At 32.8% G+C, this 19,698-nt stretch carries 5 protein-coding genes and 1 pseudogene (1 of these 6 running past the window's edge); 1 reads left to right on the forward strand and 5 read right to left on the reverse strand.

Annotation, left to right across the window (positions count from 1 at the left end):
* The 5 genes and pseudogenes from ACLCEG_RS04200 to ACLCEG_RS04220 all read right to left on the reverse strand — a co-directional run.
* On the reverse strand, positions 1–13,425 hold the 5' end (the start) of the coding sequence (locus ACLCEG_RS04200; protein WP_410566121.1) for a CARDB domain-containing protein. It extends 22,017 nt beyond the left edge of the window; 13,425 of the gene's 35,442 nt are visible here — the first part of the coding sequence; its start codon is at positions 13,423–13,425; its stop codon lies beyond the left edge, outside the window.
* 545 nt (positions 13,426–13,970) lie between these two features.
* Positions 13,971–14,309 (reverse strand): annotated as a pseudogene (locus tag ACLCEG_RS04205) (TetR family transcriptional regulator); the annotation flags it as partial.
* A gap of 334 nt (positions 14,310–14,643) precedes the next feature.
* On the reverse strand, positions 14,644–16,062 hold the full coding sequence (locus ACLCEG_RS04210) for a PepSY-associated TM helix domain-containing protein (RefSeq protein ID WP_410566124.1): 1,419 nt from the start codon (positions 16,060–16,062) through the stop codon (positions 14,644–14,646).
* An 83-nt stretch (positions 16,063–16,145) separates the two neighbouring features.
* Positions 16,146–18,335, reverse strand: coding sequence for a TonB-dependent receptor plug domain-containing protein (locus ACLCEG_RS04215; RefSeq protein ID WP_410566127.1), 2,190 nt, complete (start codon positions 18,333–18,335; stop codon positions 16,146–16,148).
* A 137-nt stretch (positions 18,336–18,472) separates the two neighbouring features.
* Entirely contained in the window at positions 18,473–18,964 is a 492-nt protein-coding gene (locus ACLCEG_RS04220) for a hypothetical protein (protein WP_410566130.1), read from the reverse strand.
* Positions 18,965–19,186: 222 nt separating this feature from the next.
* Between ACLCEG_RS04220 and ACLCEG_RS04225 the strand changes: the two genes are divergently transcribed.
* Positions 19,187–19,645 carry a DUF2946 domain-containing protein gene (locus ACLCEG_RS04225; RefSeq protein ID WP_410566133.1) on the forward strand — a complete coding sequence of 153 codons (459 nt, stop codon included), beginning with the start codon at positions 19,187–19,189 and terminating at the stop codon, positions 19,643–19,645.
* The last annotated feature ends 53 nt before the right edge of the window (positions 19,646–19,698 follow it).

Below are 19,698 nucleotides of genomic sequence, written 5' to 3' on the forward strand. Positions count from 1 at the left end.
TAACTTCTCAAGTGTATGTAGTGATTTTCGAATACTTGAAGATGCAGAATATCCAAAAACATAGTTAGTATCTGCTTTAACAATAATATTAAAATCCCCACCGATTGCCGATGGTATGGTAAAAGTAGCCGTTTGAGTATAACTCTCACCAATTTTTAGAACATCTACTTTGCCTTCTGCATTTCGAATAAGTGTTTGCTTAACTTTCAGGCCAACTTCAAATTCATTACCACGATCAACTACTGGATAATCTGACTTATCAATAGTTTTATCATTTGATAGATAGATACCATCCAACCAAGAGGATACACGTGTATCACGACTGCCTTCATTTTTAACTGTCCAGCTAACCGTAACAATATCACCAGCATTTGGGTTCGGATTAGAAATCTGAATATCTTTAATAACCAGATCGGGCTCACGATAAACAATATTTAATGAAGCTCCAGACACATTGTTCTGTGTAATATTCTTCTCAAACACGGTTTCTTGATAAAGCCCTGAAGCAATTTCGTTATAAGTACCTTCTAAAACATCCCTGTTAAAATAAGGTTGATCTAAATCTAATTTAGCATCACTTAATACAAAAATATAATATTGCCCATCGTAGCCGACCGGTACCTTAAATTGGCCAGTTGCGGTATAACGCTCTCCAGTCTTCAAACCTTGTGCATTAGAATGCTGCACAGTACCTATTAACTTTGAATACTCCCTCGTATATTCCGGATATGCACTGATAACAATATAATCATTCCATGATCTTGTACCAGCCCAAACATCTGCACCCTTATTTTCTACAGTCCAAGTAACATTAACAGCTTCACCTGAAAATACTTGTTGATCGACTACAATCTGAGTAACAGCCAAATCTGAAGCAGATGCCGTCACCTGTGAAGCAACAGCAAATGTATTATTCTGTTTGTTTTTTTCTATTTTTGATTTGCCATTAGAGTCTTTTAAATCAGTTACATTAGTTTTTACAACCAAGTGAAGACCTGTCACCGATGGCGCTAATAATGGAATCGTCTGCTCAACAGTGTAAGTTTCGTTATAACCTAATTTTCTCTTTTGAGAAAACTCACCTAACTTCCATTTTATTGTAGCTTTAGATAAATCAGCTTGGTCTGCTAACCAAACTTCATCCGTCCACGAGCCATCAAACTCATCTCCAAGATTCTTAACCGTATAACTAAATTGATAGCTTCCTCCAGCAACTGCCTCTCGAGGTGCCTGAATATCAATTACAGAGAGATCTGGAGGTGCAAAACCTAAAATATCAATAGCTCTGGCTTTAAAATTATTATTATCTACCTGAGTTGGATCATCCAGATTTATATTTGTCGCAAGCGTATCTTCTAAAATTGCATCATAAGTATCGCTCCACACAGTAATGTAGTACTTACCTGAATATGTTCCCTCAGGTATGGTTACAGTGATTTGCCCTAGATAATCTTCACCGACCTCAAGATGACCAGTATGGCGAATATCACCTAACTTAATGTCACCTTTTGATGGATTCGGTTGACGTTTATCTACAGTTAACCAAACACTATCTACCCAACTATTAATATTACTTTGATCGCCTTGAGTTTTTGCCGATCCCTTATTTGTTACCTTGTAGTCAACTGTAATTTTACTACCATGACTTGCTTGATCTGGTGCAACTACATCACTTGTCACCAAATCAGCAAAAGGTATAGGTTCAATATAAAGTTTTTCTACTCGAATATTATTGTTTTCATTTGGATATTCATCTAAAACATTACCAGAGTCGGCGACCACAATAATGTAAACATCACCTCTATAACGTAAAGGTACAGTAAACTCATCAGTGGTAGTTGTATAACTCTGTGTAGGTGCTAAAGCTGCTCCACTGCTATAACGACCTACTAAAATATCATCTGAACTGAGATTTCCATCAAGCGATAAGTATACTGAGTCACTCCATTGAGTATTCGTCACTAAAGGACCCATATTACTTACTGTAAATTTTACACTTGCTTTACCACCAGCAATCACTTTATCTGGTGCTTCAATCGATGTAACTCGTAAATCTGGTTTTGGATTTAGGTTTATTTGTAAAATATCATCTGAAATTAAGCTATTATTTTGACGGGCGGTAGCATACTCATAAATTTGACTAGCTGAATTTTTACCTAGCTCAGCATTAGTGATAACTTCTAAACGCCATGCTCCCTCCATACGAGAAGGCAGGCGAACCTTTTCAGTACGGCTATAAGTCTTACCTGACTCTAAACCTTGAGTATAAGTATAATTACCTAAAGAAATTGCTGATTTACTACCATCGAGAGAAATCAGGCGAAGACTATCCGTCCAACTACCATTTGCATTCTTTGGACCTTGGTTAGTAATAGTCCATGTAAACTCAACTTCTGAACTTTCAGTTGCTGTATCTGGTAAAGTAATATTTGTTACAACAAGGTCAGGATATTCAGCAAGTTGTATAGGAACAGCTAAACCGGTTTTTTGGTTATTATCATTATAAATAAACTCAAATACACTATGATCAACATTCGTACCGACATTTAAGTAATAATTTCCAGACAGACCATCAGGGAGAGTAATAGTAAGCGAGTGTTCATAACTATCACTCGCTGCCAAATAACCTAGATGTTGAACTGAACCAAGATCCCATAATTGCCCTTTTCCATCTGCCTGACTGCTTAACCATACATGGTCAAACCATACATCTTTATCTGTAATACCAATGCCGTTATTACTTACTGACCATCGAACAGTTGTAGATGAACCACTGATCAACTTTTCTGTATTATCAATTGATAGTGAAGTTAATTGTAAATCAGCATAAGCTCTTGGCATTACATCAACCAGATGATCGAATTCCACTGTATTATTCGCTTCGAGATCATTTTCCCAAACTTGCTTTAAGCTATCTGTTTGAACAAAAACGTGACCATGTCTAGTAAAATTAGGACCAAAACGATACTGAATAGACGAGGTATAACTATTGTTTTTTCCCAAAGCTCCATCATGTACAACTTTGCCTAAAACAATATCATCTGAGTTACCGATAATATCGTCAGTAGAATAAATAACGGTATCTGTCCATATCGTGTTTAATCCAGTGCCTGTTCCAATGTTAGACACGGTCCACTCAACACTTAAAGAAGCAGGATCACCAATAACTTGGGTTGGAGCCTTAATATTGCTTACGATCAAGTCTGCATATTCTGCTTTAGCAATCTCTAGACTTTGCTGATACTGATTATTTTGTTCAGCATTGTATTCAAAGTTTTTATTGTCAGCATCAGTAACAATAAGTAAACGCCAACGTCCAGATAAACTTTCAGGAATTTTATAATTTAAAATAGATGAAATAGAGTGTTGACCCTCTATTGCTGAGTGAACTACTTCGCCAATTTTAATATCTTTATAATCAATGACATCATCAAGTGATAAATAAACGATATCTTTAACCTGAGCCGCTTTTGTAGTTCCCTGATTATAAGTTGTCCATGAAATATCAATATTTTGTCCACCTTGTAAAACTCCTGTTGTTTTTAAATTATCAACAACAAGATCAGGACTCACAATTTCAATGTTCTGTGTACCTTGATGGCTTACTAAATCTAGCTCACGAACATAATTATTAACATCAGAAATAACTTCTAAACGCCAAGCTCCTAAACTAAGCGCAGGTACATTTATCATTATTTGCTGTTTAATACTTCCTCCTTTTTGAATGCTGCGGTTAAAAGAAGGTGTTGCTAATACATAAGTTTGGGTAGGGTTTGTGATATTTACTAAACGGAGATGATCATATACAAAACCTGTAAAGTCAGCTGTACCCATATTAATTAAGGTATAGGTCAATTGAACCTGATTTCCAGACTGCCATTGTGTCTCGACTGAAATATCAGATACTTGAATATCTGGAAGTTTTTCCGCTTCTAGAGTAATTGCAGTTTTCGCAATATTATTTTCTGTATGCTCAGGTTCATAAGTTGAACCAAAACTATCTGTTTTCACAAATAGATAGTAATTTCCAGCTGCTAATGAAGACTGAATATCTAAATATGCTTCATATGACTCATTTAATCCCAAATATCCTAAGTGAGTGACTGACCCTAAAGCGACAGCCGTAGAATCTAATATCGCATTAGACGAAATATAAATTGTATCTACCCAACGATTAATATCAGTAGGCAAGTTTCCTTTATTGGTTACCTTCCAAGTTACCCTTCCAGACTCATTGATACTTAAATTATTAGGAGATATTAAAATTTCAGGAATAAGATCAGTAAATGTCTTAATAATATTTATCGTATTTGAAATTAACTGATTATTAACTCTCGTATCAGGCTCTTTAATACTTTGATTAATATCACTAATGATAGCAATAGAATATTGACCTTCTAAGCGAGGAGGAATTTTTACAGATATATTCTGCTGATAAGTTTCACCTATAGCTAATTCCTTAACTCTATTAAAGTTAGCAAGTACAATATCATCTGCATTACCTATTATTGCATCACGGCTCAAAATTACTCGGTCAACCCATTGACCTGATGCAGCTCTATTCCCCTGATTCGTAATACTCCATTGAATTTGTGTAAATGCACCAGAAGCAACTTCTGTGGGTATCACAATATTTGAGATTTTCAAATCTGCATAAGTTTGTGCTGTAGAAGAAAATTGTGTACTTAGACTATTATTGGCTTCTGCATCACCTTGATTATTGACTTCATAAATAGCACCTTGTCCTACAATATTATTATCAGCAATAACCTCTAAAATAAATTGACCAACCCCAGCAATTCCTTCTGGTAAATTAAAACTGAAATGGCGATTTCTTGTTTCACCTGCTAACAATGCTTCTGCATCTTTTCCAGTAAAGGCAACTGCAAAATTAAGGACAATTTTTCCAACTGAACCATCCGTATTCTTTTCTCTAACAATGATACGATCTTGGTAGTTTTTAGGTGTTGCAACACTACCTTGGTTAACATCCTGCCAACTTAATGTAACTTGGTCACCTGCTTGCAATTGTTGCTGTTCAATTTTTAAATTTCTAACAATCAAATCAGGACCAGCAACTACCTCTACTTGAGCTTGATTATCAAACTCTAAAGAACCACTTTCATCGTATTCAGCAATCGTATTCAGCGCATCAACTTTAACAGTAACGACAAATCTTCCAATTGAATTATTTTCTGATGGCCAATTAAATGCTATTTGTCGAGAAGCAAATTCCTCATTTTCAAGATTCTGAGAATTTTGAATAATATCTTGACGGGTAATAACTGCACCAGTAGTTAAATTAGTAACTTCTACACGCTCAACCCAAGAACCCTTGGCAGTACTTCGTCCTATATTTTTGGTTATCCAGTTTAAGGTTACTAAATCTCCTGCTTGCCAATTTGCATTTGGAGTTAATGCAAGCTGGTCAACAACGAGGTTCGGATAATCACGTAACGCACTATTAAAAATAGCACTAAGATGATTATTTTGTTTTGTCTGAACAGTCTCTTTTTGCGAATTAAAATAATCACTGTCAATAATTACTTCAAATTCCCCAGCACCTAATTTACCTTCAGGCATACGAATATAAGATTTTCTTAATACACTTTGCTGAGGTAATAAAGCCCCTGATTCTTGCTCTATATAAGGTATAAGGCTCTGTGCTAAAATTTCACCTGTTGATTTACGCTTAATCAGAACTCGATCAGTAAAATCTCCGAAAGACGCTTGCTGACCTAAATTGCTGAGCGTCCACTGTATTTCTAATAAACTACCAGATTGAATATTTTGTTCTTGATAAGGTTCTATTACGATATTGGTTACATTTAAATCCGCTTTTCTTTCAGTGTTGTTAAGGTCAATAATAAGCGGTTGAGATGGCGCATGAACATAAACTGTCATACGGTAAGGTAATTCAATATCACGAGCATCCGATTCATCTAATAAAATAGTATATTTTCCAGAAACAGTAGCAACAAATTCTGATCCTAAATTATTCAAATCTGATCGAGAAATTACCTGAGACCGCCCATAAGGATCAATCACTATTAAATTAGTAGAGTAATTATATCTCCATTGCCCATTGTAGTATCCATAAGATGGTGCAGTTACATCTTCAAAATCAATGAAAATTCGATCACCAGTATTTGCCTCTATTTGATATACCTGTTTCTCACCTAGAGGGGTTAAACGATTTTCAATGACTTTCCCGCTCTCAATTTTTTGTGCTTGAGTAAGATCAAGTAATTTAAATCCGTAATTTTTAGTGCTAAATTCTTGTGTAAAAATTCTAAGTTGATAATTACCAGCACCCAATATAATTGGATTATAATAAGAATTTAAACTATAGTTTCCAATTGTAGTACCAGCTTGATTAATAATTTGTAGAGTAACACCACTATTATTAATATAATTTAACTGATCAAAATAAAGTGTAGTACTTTTATCAAGTTTCAAACTATATAAATGGCTTTGATTACTAGCAGTTAAAATTCCACTTGTTACTTCATTTATATTAAAAGTATGAATATTAGTAGAATTCTTGTCGCCTAACCAATCTATTTGAAAAGTTACCTGCCCCGCATAGTTAAATCCATCAACTTCATCATAATAACTTCCATTAGAATCAAAAACTATATAATAATAACCAGCACCACTTAGATAAATAGCATTAGAATCAACATTAGCCGAATTATTAATAGATGTAACTAATTGTCCAAAATGATTATATATTTTATAATTTAGGACATTTCCAGAATACAAAAGACTATTAAACTGAATATAACCTGATTTCTCTACATTAAATTCATAAATATTATTAGCCTGACGCGTTAAACTATTAGAAGTTGTAACCGACTGTCCAATATCAATGAGAGTCTTATTTTCTGAAATATTAATCCATTTTAGACTCACTGTACTTGATGAATAACTAGTTAAATTACCTCTTACAACATAACCACCTGCTTTTAAAAATACTAAACCATTAGAACCAGATAAAACCTGACTACCATCTTTTAAGCTAATAGTTTTAAATGTACCATTATAGAAATTTTGATAAGATGAGTTAATTCGATCCAAGTAATACAAACCATCTTCTTTAACTTCAAAATAAAATAGGTCCTGATCATTAATACCATTTAAAACTGTGCCATTCCATGTATTTTCATAAACTATATCTTTAGTAAAAACCTGAGGTAATACAAAGTTTACAATAGGATTTAAAGCTCCCAAACGACGTGCAATCTGGATAGAGTTTTTCCCAACTGTACCTGCAATAAGATTAGAATTATCCTTTGCGTTATAATTATTATTTGAAGATGCACTTAGACCAATATAGTAAACACCCGTAGTTGGAACAATATAACGATAATTATTATACGCATCTCCATATTGGGTACTATATACTTGTTGACCATTTGCATTAAAAATACGCGTAAGAAAACTATAGTTAGTATAAGCGTTAATTGCCAAAGTATCGCCAGCTATAAGCATGACTTGATACATATCCACATCTTTATTTGTATTGGCACCATCACCTATATATGTTTCTATTGTATACAACGCACCTTGAGGTACAAATATTTCTTGAGCTGTTCTTAGAGTTTCACCTGCATCTGAAACCATAGTTAGTTTACTATTTTTGCGTTCAAAATATAGCTCTCTTTGAACTAATTCTTGTTGGCTGGTAATTTTTACATAATAAATATCAGTAGAGGTTATAGAAAAACTACCTTCCTGATTTACTGCATTTAATTGTTCACCATTTTTTCCTAAAAGTGCTATTTCACTATTTTCAAGTCTTACAAAGAATTGATCATCCTGATTAAGCATAACACGATAATAACGCTCCGTTGAAACGGGTTGATCAACAAGAAGTGTCTTTTTACCATCAATAAATAACTCTCTTGCTTCAGAAATATTAGAACTTAAGCTTCCAGAATTATCATCAAAAATATAATTGGCATAAAATTGATAAGCGCTATCATTATCGTTATTTGAGCTAATTTCTAAACGGTACTGCCCAGCTTTCAAATAAATCTTTGCGACTTGGCTTGTCGTTAAATTATTGTACTGTGAAAGTAGATTATTATTTGGTCCAAATAACTTTAGATACATTGAAGACTGACCAAGTCTTAAATCTTTTAAGCTAAACCAACCATCTTTTTCTAAATCAAACTGATAAGAATGAGTGCTATCTGATGTATACAATGTACCTAACGTAAGTTGATCAAAAACTATAGAAGTAGTTGTATTCTCTACAGGATAAATCTGAGCAGTAATATTTTTTTCTACTACGGAATTATCTGTTCTTTTTACTAATAAATATAACTTTTCAGCATTAGCAATAAATGAAGGCGCAGTATTATCAGAATAATTATTATTAACTAAAATACTTCCCGACCCATCAAAAATAGAATAATACAAATTACTTGAATTATAAAAATCAATATTATATTTTTTACCAACTTCAAAATCTAATACATAAATTGCTAATTTTTGATTTACTGCCAACTTTGCAGATACGGCTTCACTACTATTTAAAATTTGTGAATTATCTTGCAATGACAATAACTTAAGTTGATAACTACCTAATGCTGTTCGATCTGAATAAAACTCAAATACATGATCCCCAGCCGGTAAAGAAATTACCTGATATTGATTTGAAGTTAAGCTAATTCCTCTTTGTTGACCAGTTACATCTTTTAGATATGCATAACCGACGTTACCCGAAATAGAGTCTAAAATTATTGTTTGAGTTTGTTCCAAATGTAATTTATAACGATGTACTTCACCTGCTTCAGATAAAGTACCTGCTATAGACTGGTTAAGCTGGATCTCTTGAGTAATTGTTTGTGGTGTACTAATTCGAATTGTTGTAGATCTGGCTTGTTGACGCTGTGACTCATTAGATCCATGAAGTGATAAATAATAAATACCATCTTTTTTTAGGTTAACTTTCACAGCATAATCATAGTTATAATACTGGTTACTGAAAGTAATATTATTACCTAAATCATCATATAAATACCAAGCTGCATATTGAGCTAGATTATTACTATTACGTGGATCGATAACCCAATTTTGACCAGCTTGACCAGTAATTTTCCAAACCGTTGTTTCAGCACTTTGATTTACAGTTTTAGTCACAAGTTGATCTAAAGGTAGTTCAATTGCCTGTTTTAAATCAGTAATAGTGAAGTTAAATTGGCGTGCTGTATTTGAATAGTTAAAACTATTAAGAACAACTAAATCATAGCTACCTGCATCCAAAGTAAGTATTTTATTTCCATAAGTATTACCTGCACTTAAACTCCACAATATATTAGTTGAGTAAGTTGGTTTAAAAATAAAATCTACACCATTACCCAAGGTCGCCAAATTTATTTGAGTTTTCTCTGTAACAGTAAATCTGTATATTTTTTGGTTATTATCTACATAATTAACTGAATCACTAACAAAATCACCAACACTATAATTATTTATTGCTTGTTTATTTTTCAATGAGAATTGAACTTTATTATTGTAACCTCTTAACTGCCAATTATTAGCATATGAATATTCTTGGCCTGAAGTTACTAAATAGTAATCTCCACTCATATCAACTTTTAAATTCGCCCCCTTATTTCCTTCCAATGTATAAACTAAATTCCCATCTTTATTAAATAAATAGTATTTTAGTCTTGAGCTATAAAAATAGCTTTCACTACTACTAGAATACGAATAACCAAAATTTGTATTTAAATCATATTCTTGGCCTTTCACTAAATTTAATTTTAAAATTTTATCTGGGATACTATTGGTATAGTTTACGGTAGCATCTATACTTTCGCTAATATCTTGTACAGGTTTAACTTTAGATATTTTAAAATTAAGCTTCCGAAGCTGATCAGTAATAAGCTGTGTATTTGTTATTTTTAACGTATATTGACCAGAATTTAAAAAATATGCTTTTTTATTTCCATACCAATAAAGTTGTTGGGCAATATCTTTCCCATTTTCATCAAGTAGTTGATGCGTATATTCAGTTTCATTTGGTAAAAACTCAACCAAACCAATTGACTCAACATTAAGCTGTACACTTCTAGTTTGATTTTGCTTATAAAATTCAACTACTGAATCCAACTCTAAAATAACTGGTATCGCTGAAGTAGCTTGTCCCACTAGAGAGAACTGGAAATTATTAATGATAGTGCTGCTATTAACAGAATAAACAACCAATTTATACTCAGAAAAATATTCATTTAGCGCAAGATCAACAATATTTCCATTTAAAATACCATTTTTTATTAGTTGACCTTTTAGATTATAAAGTCGATAATTTAAACCATCCCAACTTGTAGCGTTCTGAGCTTTAATATAATAATTTCTTTCTTGTTGAGTTCTAAAATTATATATAAATGTAGATTGATTAGAGAAATCAACTGTATTTACAGTGTTCTCAACTAAATTTGAACTTTGATTTATAACACTAAAAGTAAAGTTTTCTGGTTGTTTAATACCATAAAATTCAATACGATAATTTCCTTTGATTAACCATTGCATAAATCCAGTAGTATTTATACTACCTTCAAAAACACTGCCTTTATCAAGATCAACAATTCTTCCATAATTAAATGGTAGTTTAGTGAAAGTAAGTGCATAGGTATCTGATTGATCTACTTGAAATTCAAAAGCTAAATTTTCTACGACCTGCTGAGCAGAAATATTATTTGCCGTATTCAATTGAATAGGTTGAGCTACTCCAGGATCGGCCACTGGAGATACACTATCTATGATATTGACAGATAAGTCATGAATGCCTATTCCATGATTTGCAAATCCAATATAAATCTTTTTCTGATAAGATGTATAAAAGTCTAATTTAATTGTATTTTTACTACCATATGCAAGTACATTACCCATACCATCCCATACGGTAATATCCAAATCAGTAGATAAGGCTTGATCAAAAGAAATCGTATATTTTTTATTTTTTTCAACATTTAAAAAGTATTTATTGCTCTTTACTTCGGGCAATTCGACAGAAATACTTTTACTTAGTTGTAACTCATCAATTATTTTTTCCGAATGAATAGTTATTTTTTGATTAATTTCCTCAGAAATATTTTTGTTAATGACAAGCTGATAATGACCTTTCTCTAAATAAAATGACTGAACTTTTCCTAGCTGATTTCTTGAGATATCTAAACTTATATTGTTTCCAACTAATTTTATATCAGTTGCATATCTAGAACTATCTACATCAATAAAGTAAACCCCCTCTTCTTCAACATTAATATTATTAATTATTTTTTTATAATTTATACTATTATTAAGATTTAACTCTACAGATGTAACGGCATTTAAACTTACATTATTACTTTTAACTAAATTATTTTTATTAATCTCAACTAAATTAGTTTCAACCTTATTCTCCAAAACTCCACTATAAACTAACCACAAATACTTAGCTTTATTATTTACATCAATTAAATTACCATCTCCTTGTTGGATCTGTAGTCCATAATCATCTGTCAAATACCATTTTTTTTCATAATTTAAAAAACTTAATAATGTATAACTAAAGTTAGTTATGGTACTTTCATTATATTGTTCTGATGTAGTTAATTTTAATGTTAAATTAAGAACTGCAGATTCAGATCCACCCGTACTTGTCCCATCAACAATATTAAAACTAGCACCAAAACGATGGAATGCTAAATAAAAATCACCATTTTGATTAAAAGTATAATCTAGGTAACTATCATCTGCCGCGGCAACTCTATTTCCTTGAGTATCAAAGATACTTAAATAACCATCAAAAGATCCACCTATCAAATTTTGTCCATTTGGTGTTGACACATATAGCCTATCGCCTTTTTTTACATTTATTTTATAAACATCAACATCAGACTTTCCTGTACCATTATCACCTAAATTAACTTTAAGATTTTCATTTTTATTATTTCCCAATCGTAAAAATTGAGCAGTATTTAAACTACCACCAATATCTCCTGTTAAATTATTGATTTGATTTGCTTGATAAGTATTATAAATTTTTAACTTTATAATTCTATCATTTCCATTATTAACTGCTACATTTTTAAAAATATCAAATTCCTGATTTTCAACTTCAGTAACAGAAATAAAATATTCTTGATCTTTTTTAGAAGTATAATTAAAATCTTTTGTATTTTCGTTCTTAATTAAATTACCATTTTTATCATATACCTTGAAATTTAATACTTCTTCGGTTTTAAAATTTAATGTTTCATTTATTAATAATGTATATGAATAAATTGATGCTTTCTGCAATCCAATTTCTGTATCATAAATATGATTGTTGTTATCAAAAAATATTTGATCAACACCTTCGTCAAGCTTAATCACTTGTGTTGCGTTAGATAATGATTCTAAAGTTAATGCTTCACTTTGCTGCAAATTTGCATCAGGATTTAGACTAGATTTTACTTTAAAGTGTGAATTACCTATAGTATTTGAAAAACTACCTACTTCTATTCTGTATAGGCCTGTCTTTAAAAATATTGGAGTATAGGTAATATCGTTATCTAGTGTGTTGGATGAACGTAACTCTTTACCCCATTCATCTTTCACAGTAAAAGTATAATTATTGATTCCAGCTGATAGCTTATCAAATATAATCCATTGATCTTGTTCTAAATTTAATTCATATACATTAAGCTGTGATGGTGTTTTAAAATCTGCATCGATTTTTTGATTTACTTGAATAGTCTGAACTGTAGGTTGGGAATGATATAATTTAAAAGTAGTTTTTAATGTGTCTTTTAACTCCGTCCCTTCTATACTTAACCAATATGTTCCAGTTTTATCTACTGTAAAACCTTTGTCAGAATTCAAATTATTCTTATTAATAAGCACTTTAGCATCAGGATCGAAAACACTCCATGATCCATAAGATTGTTGTACGGATAATGAATCATAAAAAAAACGATCACCTGCTTGTGCATCAAAACGATATAATACTGCACTTGAAGCTGGAGATAACTCAAGCTGGGTGTCTTGATTTAAGCTTAATGAGTTTGCACCACTTTCACCAATAAGATGAAATTTAAAACTAGTTTTTGTATCATCTAAAGCATCAACAGTTAATGTATATGTATCTGGTTTTAAATCCAAAAATAAATGACTTTGATCAGTAAAATTCGTAGTACTAAATTGATTTTCTGTTTGAGCTCCTTTTAAACTCCACTGCATTTTATTGTTATCTACGCCATCAAAAAAGAATTTTGTTTTCTCTTTAATAACAAACTCATATTGTTTTTGTTGACCTGGTTGATCAATAGCTCCAGTAATTTCTTGTATTCCTGGCATTAAATCTGCAGAAAGCAAAAGTTTTGGTTCAAGTTGTTCAACTGTCCACATTTGCTCTTGTGCATTTGTATTCGTTTCTTGTTGGCTCATGCCTCACCCCAATTGTTACTAATTTGTGAATTTTTGTTAAAACAAGTTTATATATGAATTGTAAAGATTGTTTTAATAAGGATCAATTTATTTTTAATTATTTAAGTTAATAAAATCAGTTCCTTAAACAAAATAAAATACCTAATTAACTTTAAGTCAGAAATATAAATTTAATTAATCTTTATAAAAATGAAATAAAATCAAGAAAAATGTATAAATATATTAAATTAAACTAAACAATAAGTATTTTTTAATATATTTATGACTTAAAATTATAAATGTATTTCTAATAATTATTTCGAATAAAAAAACAGAATTAATTTTCTATCATTACATATGAATATTTTCTTAAAACATATAAATTACAAAAAAATAAATTTAAAAAAATCAAGAAATATTTGCAACTTAAATTAAAAAAATATCACTTTTTTTCCAAAAAAATTGATTTTAATCACATATATATTTATTTAAAAAATTCTAGTAAATTGGCAGTATTATTAAATACCACCACTTATTTGTTTTAATTTTTTTAACTCTAAATTAATTTATTTTTCACTCTTTTTAATGAATGCTTCAGAAAAGCAAGCTAATATAGCATCTCTTTTCTCTAAGATTAAAAGCCGAATAATTGTACCTTTAGTCATCTATGAAAATAATTTGGCATCATTAAATAATATATTGCCTTGTAACATTCAAAGTAAGCTATAGATTTCATTAGTCAGCCATGTTCTATACCTTATCGCGGTCTGAAAAGCATTTGGACAGTTATTTTTAGTTTCAAAAATGGCTTTAAATATTAAATAATATGACTCTTCTACATCAGTATGTAAATAATAAAGCTTTTTGAGCTTATCTATCCCGCTTGTGTATTGCTCATACTCGACAAATTCACGTGAAGAGACTAGGAATTTACATATAAGAGTATTCCTCAAACAGAATAAGTCTGATGCGAACTTTCATCACGGTCTGCTAGAACCGACTGGTAATGTGGGCAGTAGGCAAGGAATAGTGCTCAAGTTTATTGGAGGCAAGCACACAAAATGATATTTGTTTTTAAGTTAGATCATTAAAAAAGCAAGGATAAATAATGAGTAAATTATTGTTAAATAAAATTTTATAATATATACAAATTGAATTTAATCATATAATCAGCCTACTGAATGGATCTTATGTTTCAGTAGGCTGGTGAAAACCATCAAAAATAAAAGATAGAAAGATTTAACCTGTAGAAACTCTAGTTAGACCCAAATATTGTGCGACTCTTGAAATTTTACTCAAGCAAAACTTTTCGAGTAATAAAACAACAATTAAGGTTAAACCCAGTAACGGCAGTATTATGCCTATTATCATAATCAATACTTTCAATGATAGGCTTAGGCGGTAAGGTAAACTTATAGGTGGAGCACCTAGCTCATGTTGTGGTTTCCGCTTTATCCACATGATTAGTCCACTGATACTCACTAGAATTAGAGCAATGATAGTAAACACACCAATCATAAGATTTAGTAAACCAAACATTTGACCTTCATGAATCGCAACGCCATATCCAATCAAACGATCAAGCAGCAGTTTATTTGCAAATGTCTCATGTTTAATCACGTTTCCATGTTCATCAAAAATAAACGTTTCTCTTAAAGGCCTATTTTGAGTTTGTGATGAAATGCTCCAAGTCCCTGCCATTGCACCTGAAGGTTGAATTTGTATAGGTGGCTGTAGTTTGAAAGTATCAACTTTTGAAATTAAGTCATCCAGTATATGTGCCTGTTCAACATTCAATCGAGTGGTTTGGGATACCATCATATGATGATGCTCAGATTGCATATGTTTAACAGCTTGGTCGAACATTTGTTTTTGATGATGTGATTCTTCTTTGCTACTGGTCGTCCAATCTTGCTGAACTAAAGTTGGAGCAGACCATTGACGAATATTCTTTAGCATCCCGCCCCATGAAGCTGTCCACGGTAATCCTGAAATGAGTAGAAATATCGTAAAAAATGCTACCCAAAAACCTGTCACCGCATGGATATCTTTCCAAAAGGCACGGCCTTTACGGTTTAATCGCGGATAGACCATACCTCCAAATGAAAGCTTGCCACCTTTGCCCAACCATAAATAAATACCTGTCACAATCATGATAATGGTCCAAGAGGCAGCAATTTCTACAACTCTAGAACCATTATCACCCAGCATTAGCTCTCCATGTAAATGAAAAACCTGTCTGGTAAATTGATCATCTTGATTAATGATTTTCAAAATTTCTAAAGATTCAGGATGAATATAAACTTTATAAACTTCTGCATTTTTCGCGACTAAAACACGAGTTGCAGAATGCTCATTTGGCCCAAGTTCTACCGCAGAAAAAATAGAGTTTGGTACTGCTTTTAAAGCCGCATTCACCTGAACTGATGGCGACTTCGCTTGGTGAATAACCAAATTGTTATATGGTCGATCAATCCACTCATCAATTTGTGGTTTAAAAAGATAAATTAAACCTGTAAGTGAAAGCCATAAAATAAAAGGTATACAAAATAAGCCGGCATAAAAATGCCATCGCCATACTGTTGTGTAACTTAACCCTTGTTTTGGGTTTTTCTGTGTATGTATTTTCTGCTCTGTACTACGCTGTATCATCTGCATAGTGCGACCTCCATAGAAAAATACAGCGATTAAGACTAAAAGCTAAATCTCTGTATTTTTTACTCATTCAACAAAATGCAAGATTAAAAGGTGTATTTAGCGCCAACGGTGACTGCTAACGGCAATGCATAACTTGGAACAGTACCTGAACCTGAGGTATTTACACTGCCATCGGCCAGATAACTTAACCCTTGATCATAGTAAGACGTGTCACCAATATTTTGAGCAATCAGGTACAACTTTAACTTGTCATTGGCTTGATAATTGACACTAACATCTGCTGTCAGTGCGCCATCATTTTTCTGGGTATGTGCTGTATTGTTCCAGTAGTCAGGGAAATCTCTGAGTTGTAAAGCGATATTGAGTTTGTCTGTTGCTTGCCATGCAGCTCCAGCACTCACATTCCACAAAGGAATTTGACCAAGTTGTTGTCCAGTCGGTGTCACAGAAGCCGGATTAGTGGTCGATACTAGTTCTGCTTTAGTTCTTGTATAACCAGCGTTTAAACTAAGCCTGTCAAATATCTGCCAGTTTGCAATAAGCTCAAAGCCCTGCATTTTTGCATCACCAGCATTAATGTACTGTTTCAAGGTTTGAGCAGAAGTAACACCCGTACCACAGTAGTTATTGGCCACTGAACATCCTGTTTTTACAGTCGCATAGTCAATATAGTTATTTACTTTGTTGTTAAAATAAGTGCCTGACAAACTAAAGTCTTGGTATTTGAAATCGAAACCAGCTTCAACACCCTTGTTGGTTTGCGCCATTAAATCTGTATTTGGAATGGTGTAGCCCGTCCCACCCACAAAACTACGATACATTTGATTTAGTCCAGGCGCAGAAAAGTTTTTGTACGCAGCAGCACGTAAATCTAACATATCATTCACTTGATATTTTAAGCCTATACGTGGATTAAAATGATTTGATGACTGATCTGGCAATGCATTATTAATATCACTGCCGCGATAATTTCCATAGGTTTTTGCATCACTTGCTTTCCAATAGTCTTGACGTAAACCTAAGGTAATATCTAAAGGAATAACAAATGGTCTATACACTCCCTGAGCAAATATTCCTGCAAATTGGTGATTTGCTTCCGCAGTAATATTCCCCTGATATCCTGAAGCATTATAAATATTTAACGGATCTTTAACTCCAATTTGGCGGTAGTCCACACCAACTTTTAAGTCTGTTAAGTTTCTCCAAGCAGTTTGTAAATACATTGATGTTCCAAAGCTATCGTATTCAGCTTTTTCTTTTTGACTCACGAACGGCGTGCCATTATTTGGTGTTGCTAAGGTGTAACCATTGTTTGAAGCGTTCTGAGTCTCCATTTCGGTATATTGATACCAACCCAGCAGATTCAAGGAAGTGTCTTTGGTAATATCAGTCTTACCACCTAAAGAGGCTCGATAGGTATTCCACTGGTTATTTGCTAAAGCATATGTCGAATGATCTTCACTGGTTTGGCTAGCTTGTAAAGTCAAAAAATATTGTGAGAAGTCTGTAGGCGTATAAGTTGTCTTAAAATAAACATTATCTGTCTGCGACTGGGTTGTTGTCATTGCAGGATGTCTATATTGCTCTGGTATTTGTTGATAGCCATCCGATCGACTTCCGTCGTAACTTAGCCCGACTTCCCAATGATCATCAATTTTATAGCCTGTGCTTATGCCATAACTTTGACTATCAAAACTACCGGCACTCACACTTAACTCTGTTTTATTTTCAGGATGGCGAGTAATAATATTAATTACCCCACCCATCGCCATATTTCCCCACAAGCTCGTTGCACCGCCCCCTCGAATGACTTCAATTCTTTCAACTTGATCCTTTGGAATTTGCGCCCAATTGATTGTACGAAAGTATGGATCATTGACTGGAATGCCATCGAGTAACACAAGCGTTAAGCCATTCGTTGAAGTGCCAAAACCACGAATGTTTAGCATTTGCCCTGTAGGATGAATTTGTGTTGATGGCCGTGCAGGCACAACAATTCCTGGAATTTTATTAATAATTTGATCAATGCTTGTTTCTGGCGCATTTGAAATTTGTGTGCGCGTCAATACAGTTGTACTGATGTCCATATCTTTTAGCGCAGTACCACGACTCGCCATAACGGAAATTGTTGGTAATTGATCAACAGACTTTGCTGTTTCATTTGTGATTGATGGAGTGGTCGCTTCAGCATGAGCTTGTTGTATACCTAGCGTGATCAAGCTCATCGCAATAGTTAAAGCTTTAGGCAAATAATGTTGTTCAGCAATATTCATAAAATAACCCAATTCGGATCAGAATTTTTCAATACGATGACTCCATACCAAGCCTTATTGAATGTCGTTATACGACTCAACAGACTCAAATAAGGAAAAATAATGAATTAGATCAATTTCATACAAGTTGTATAAAATTAAATCGCGAACTGAATTTTTGGGGGAGCTCTATTCTGGAACAAATAGAAATAGAGTTTTTGATGTAACTTAAAGAAATATGCTGTTAGAGCAACTCGAACGGGTTCACAAAGCAAAATACTCAGTAAAATGAGTAAACAACTCAGTAATACTGGATTAAATTGATGTCCAAGAAGTAAACAGAATTTACACGATAAGCTATTAGCATGCTGATCATTAGCAGAAATATCAGAGGCTTTTATATGCTTGATAAGCTTTGAATGCTCTTCACTTTGTACATGTACTGTATGCTTCACTGAAGCCTGTGTATGATGCATTTCATGTGCTTGATGACTAGAAATTGATGGCATTACACTTACACTGGCCAACTGTTCACAAATACCGAAATTTAGCTCAGGATGTTTTACAAGAATAGGCGTAATAAAAACAGAAAGCTGCATTAGCCATGCAAAGATGGCTAAAAAAATACAAGCAGTCCGATGATTCAACATACGCAATGTACAAAAAATGAAACAGGCAGATTATAAAGATTTTTTTAATTATTGTTAGATATATTTATCTCTATTCTCTCGATTACTAATTGTGGCTAATTAAACTTATAAAATAGCAAAAATCAAAGTTTTATAAAAAAATCTATTTATGCCTTTAAGAAGTCAGATTTTTTGTTATAGTGTTGCGCAACTGATTTCCATAAAGTGATTATTTGGGTGTCAATGGTTTTAGGCAGATTGCTTGCTTTAGCAGCAATCTTGTTACAAATCGCTGTTTTCTTACAGCCATTACTACCAGAGAAATATCAAGTTTCTCCAGTATGTGAGACTATTGCCCAAGCACTTCAACTCAATCACTCTCCAGAGCAGCATTCTCACCATTCAATGCATCATGATGATTTATCTCATCATCAAATGCATGATATGACCTCTTCTTCCGTCACCAAAGCTGAAGCGAAGCAAAATACGACACATCATCATGATGCGGGTCATCAATGTCAGTACTGTGTTGTTTACAGTCACGTGTTGCCTTTGCCAGATCTGGATTTAAAACAAATTCTAGTCAGAATTCAGGTTCGGTTTCTTGCTTTTCTAGAAAACTTTTTTCATGTTTTCTTTAAGCTTCAACAGCTCTTTCTTATTCCCCAAGGCCGCGCCCCACCTTTATTACTATCAGTCTAACTTGATACTCAAAACTTTATGTTTTGAAAAAAATATATTTTTCAAGAGATTAT

The sequence above is a fragment of the Acinetobacter sp. H1(2024) genome (genome assembly GCF_046557555.1).
Taxonomy (GTDB): Bacteria; Pseudomonadota; Gammaproteobacteria; order Pseudomonadales; family Moraxellaceae; genus Acinetobacter; species Acinetobacter seifertii.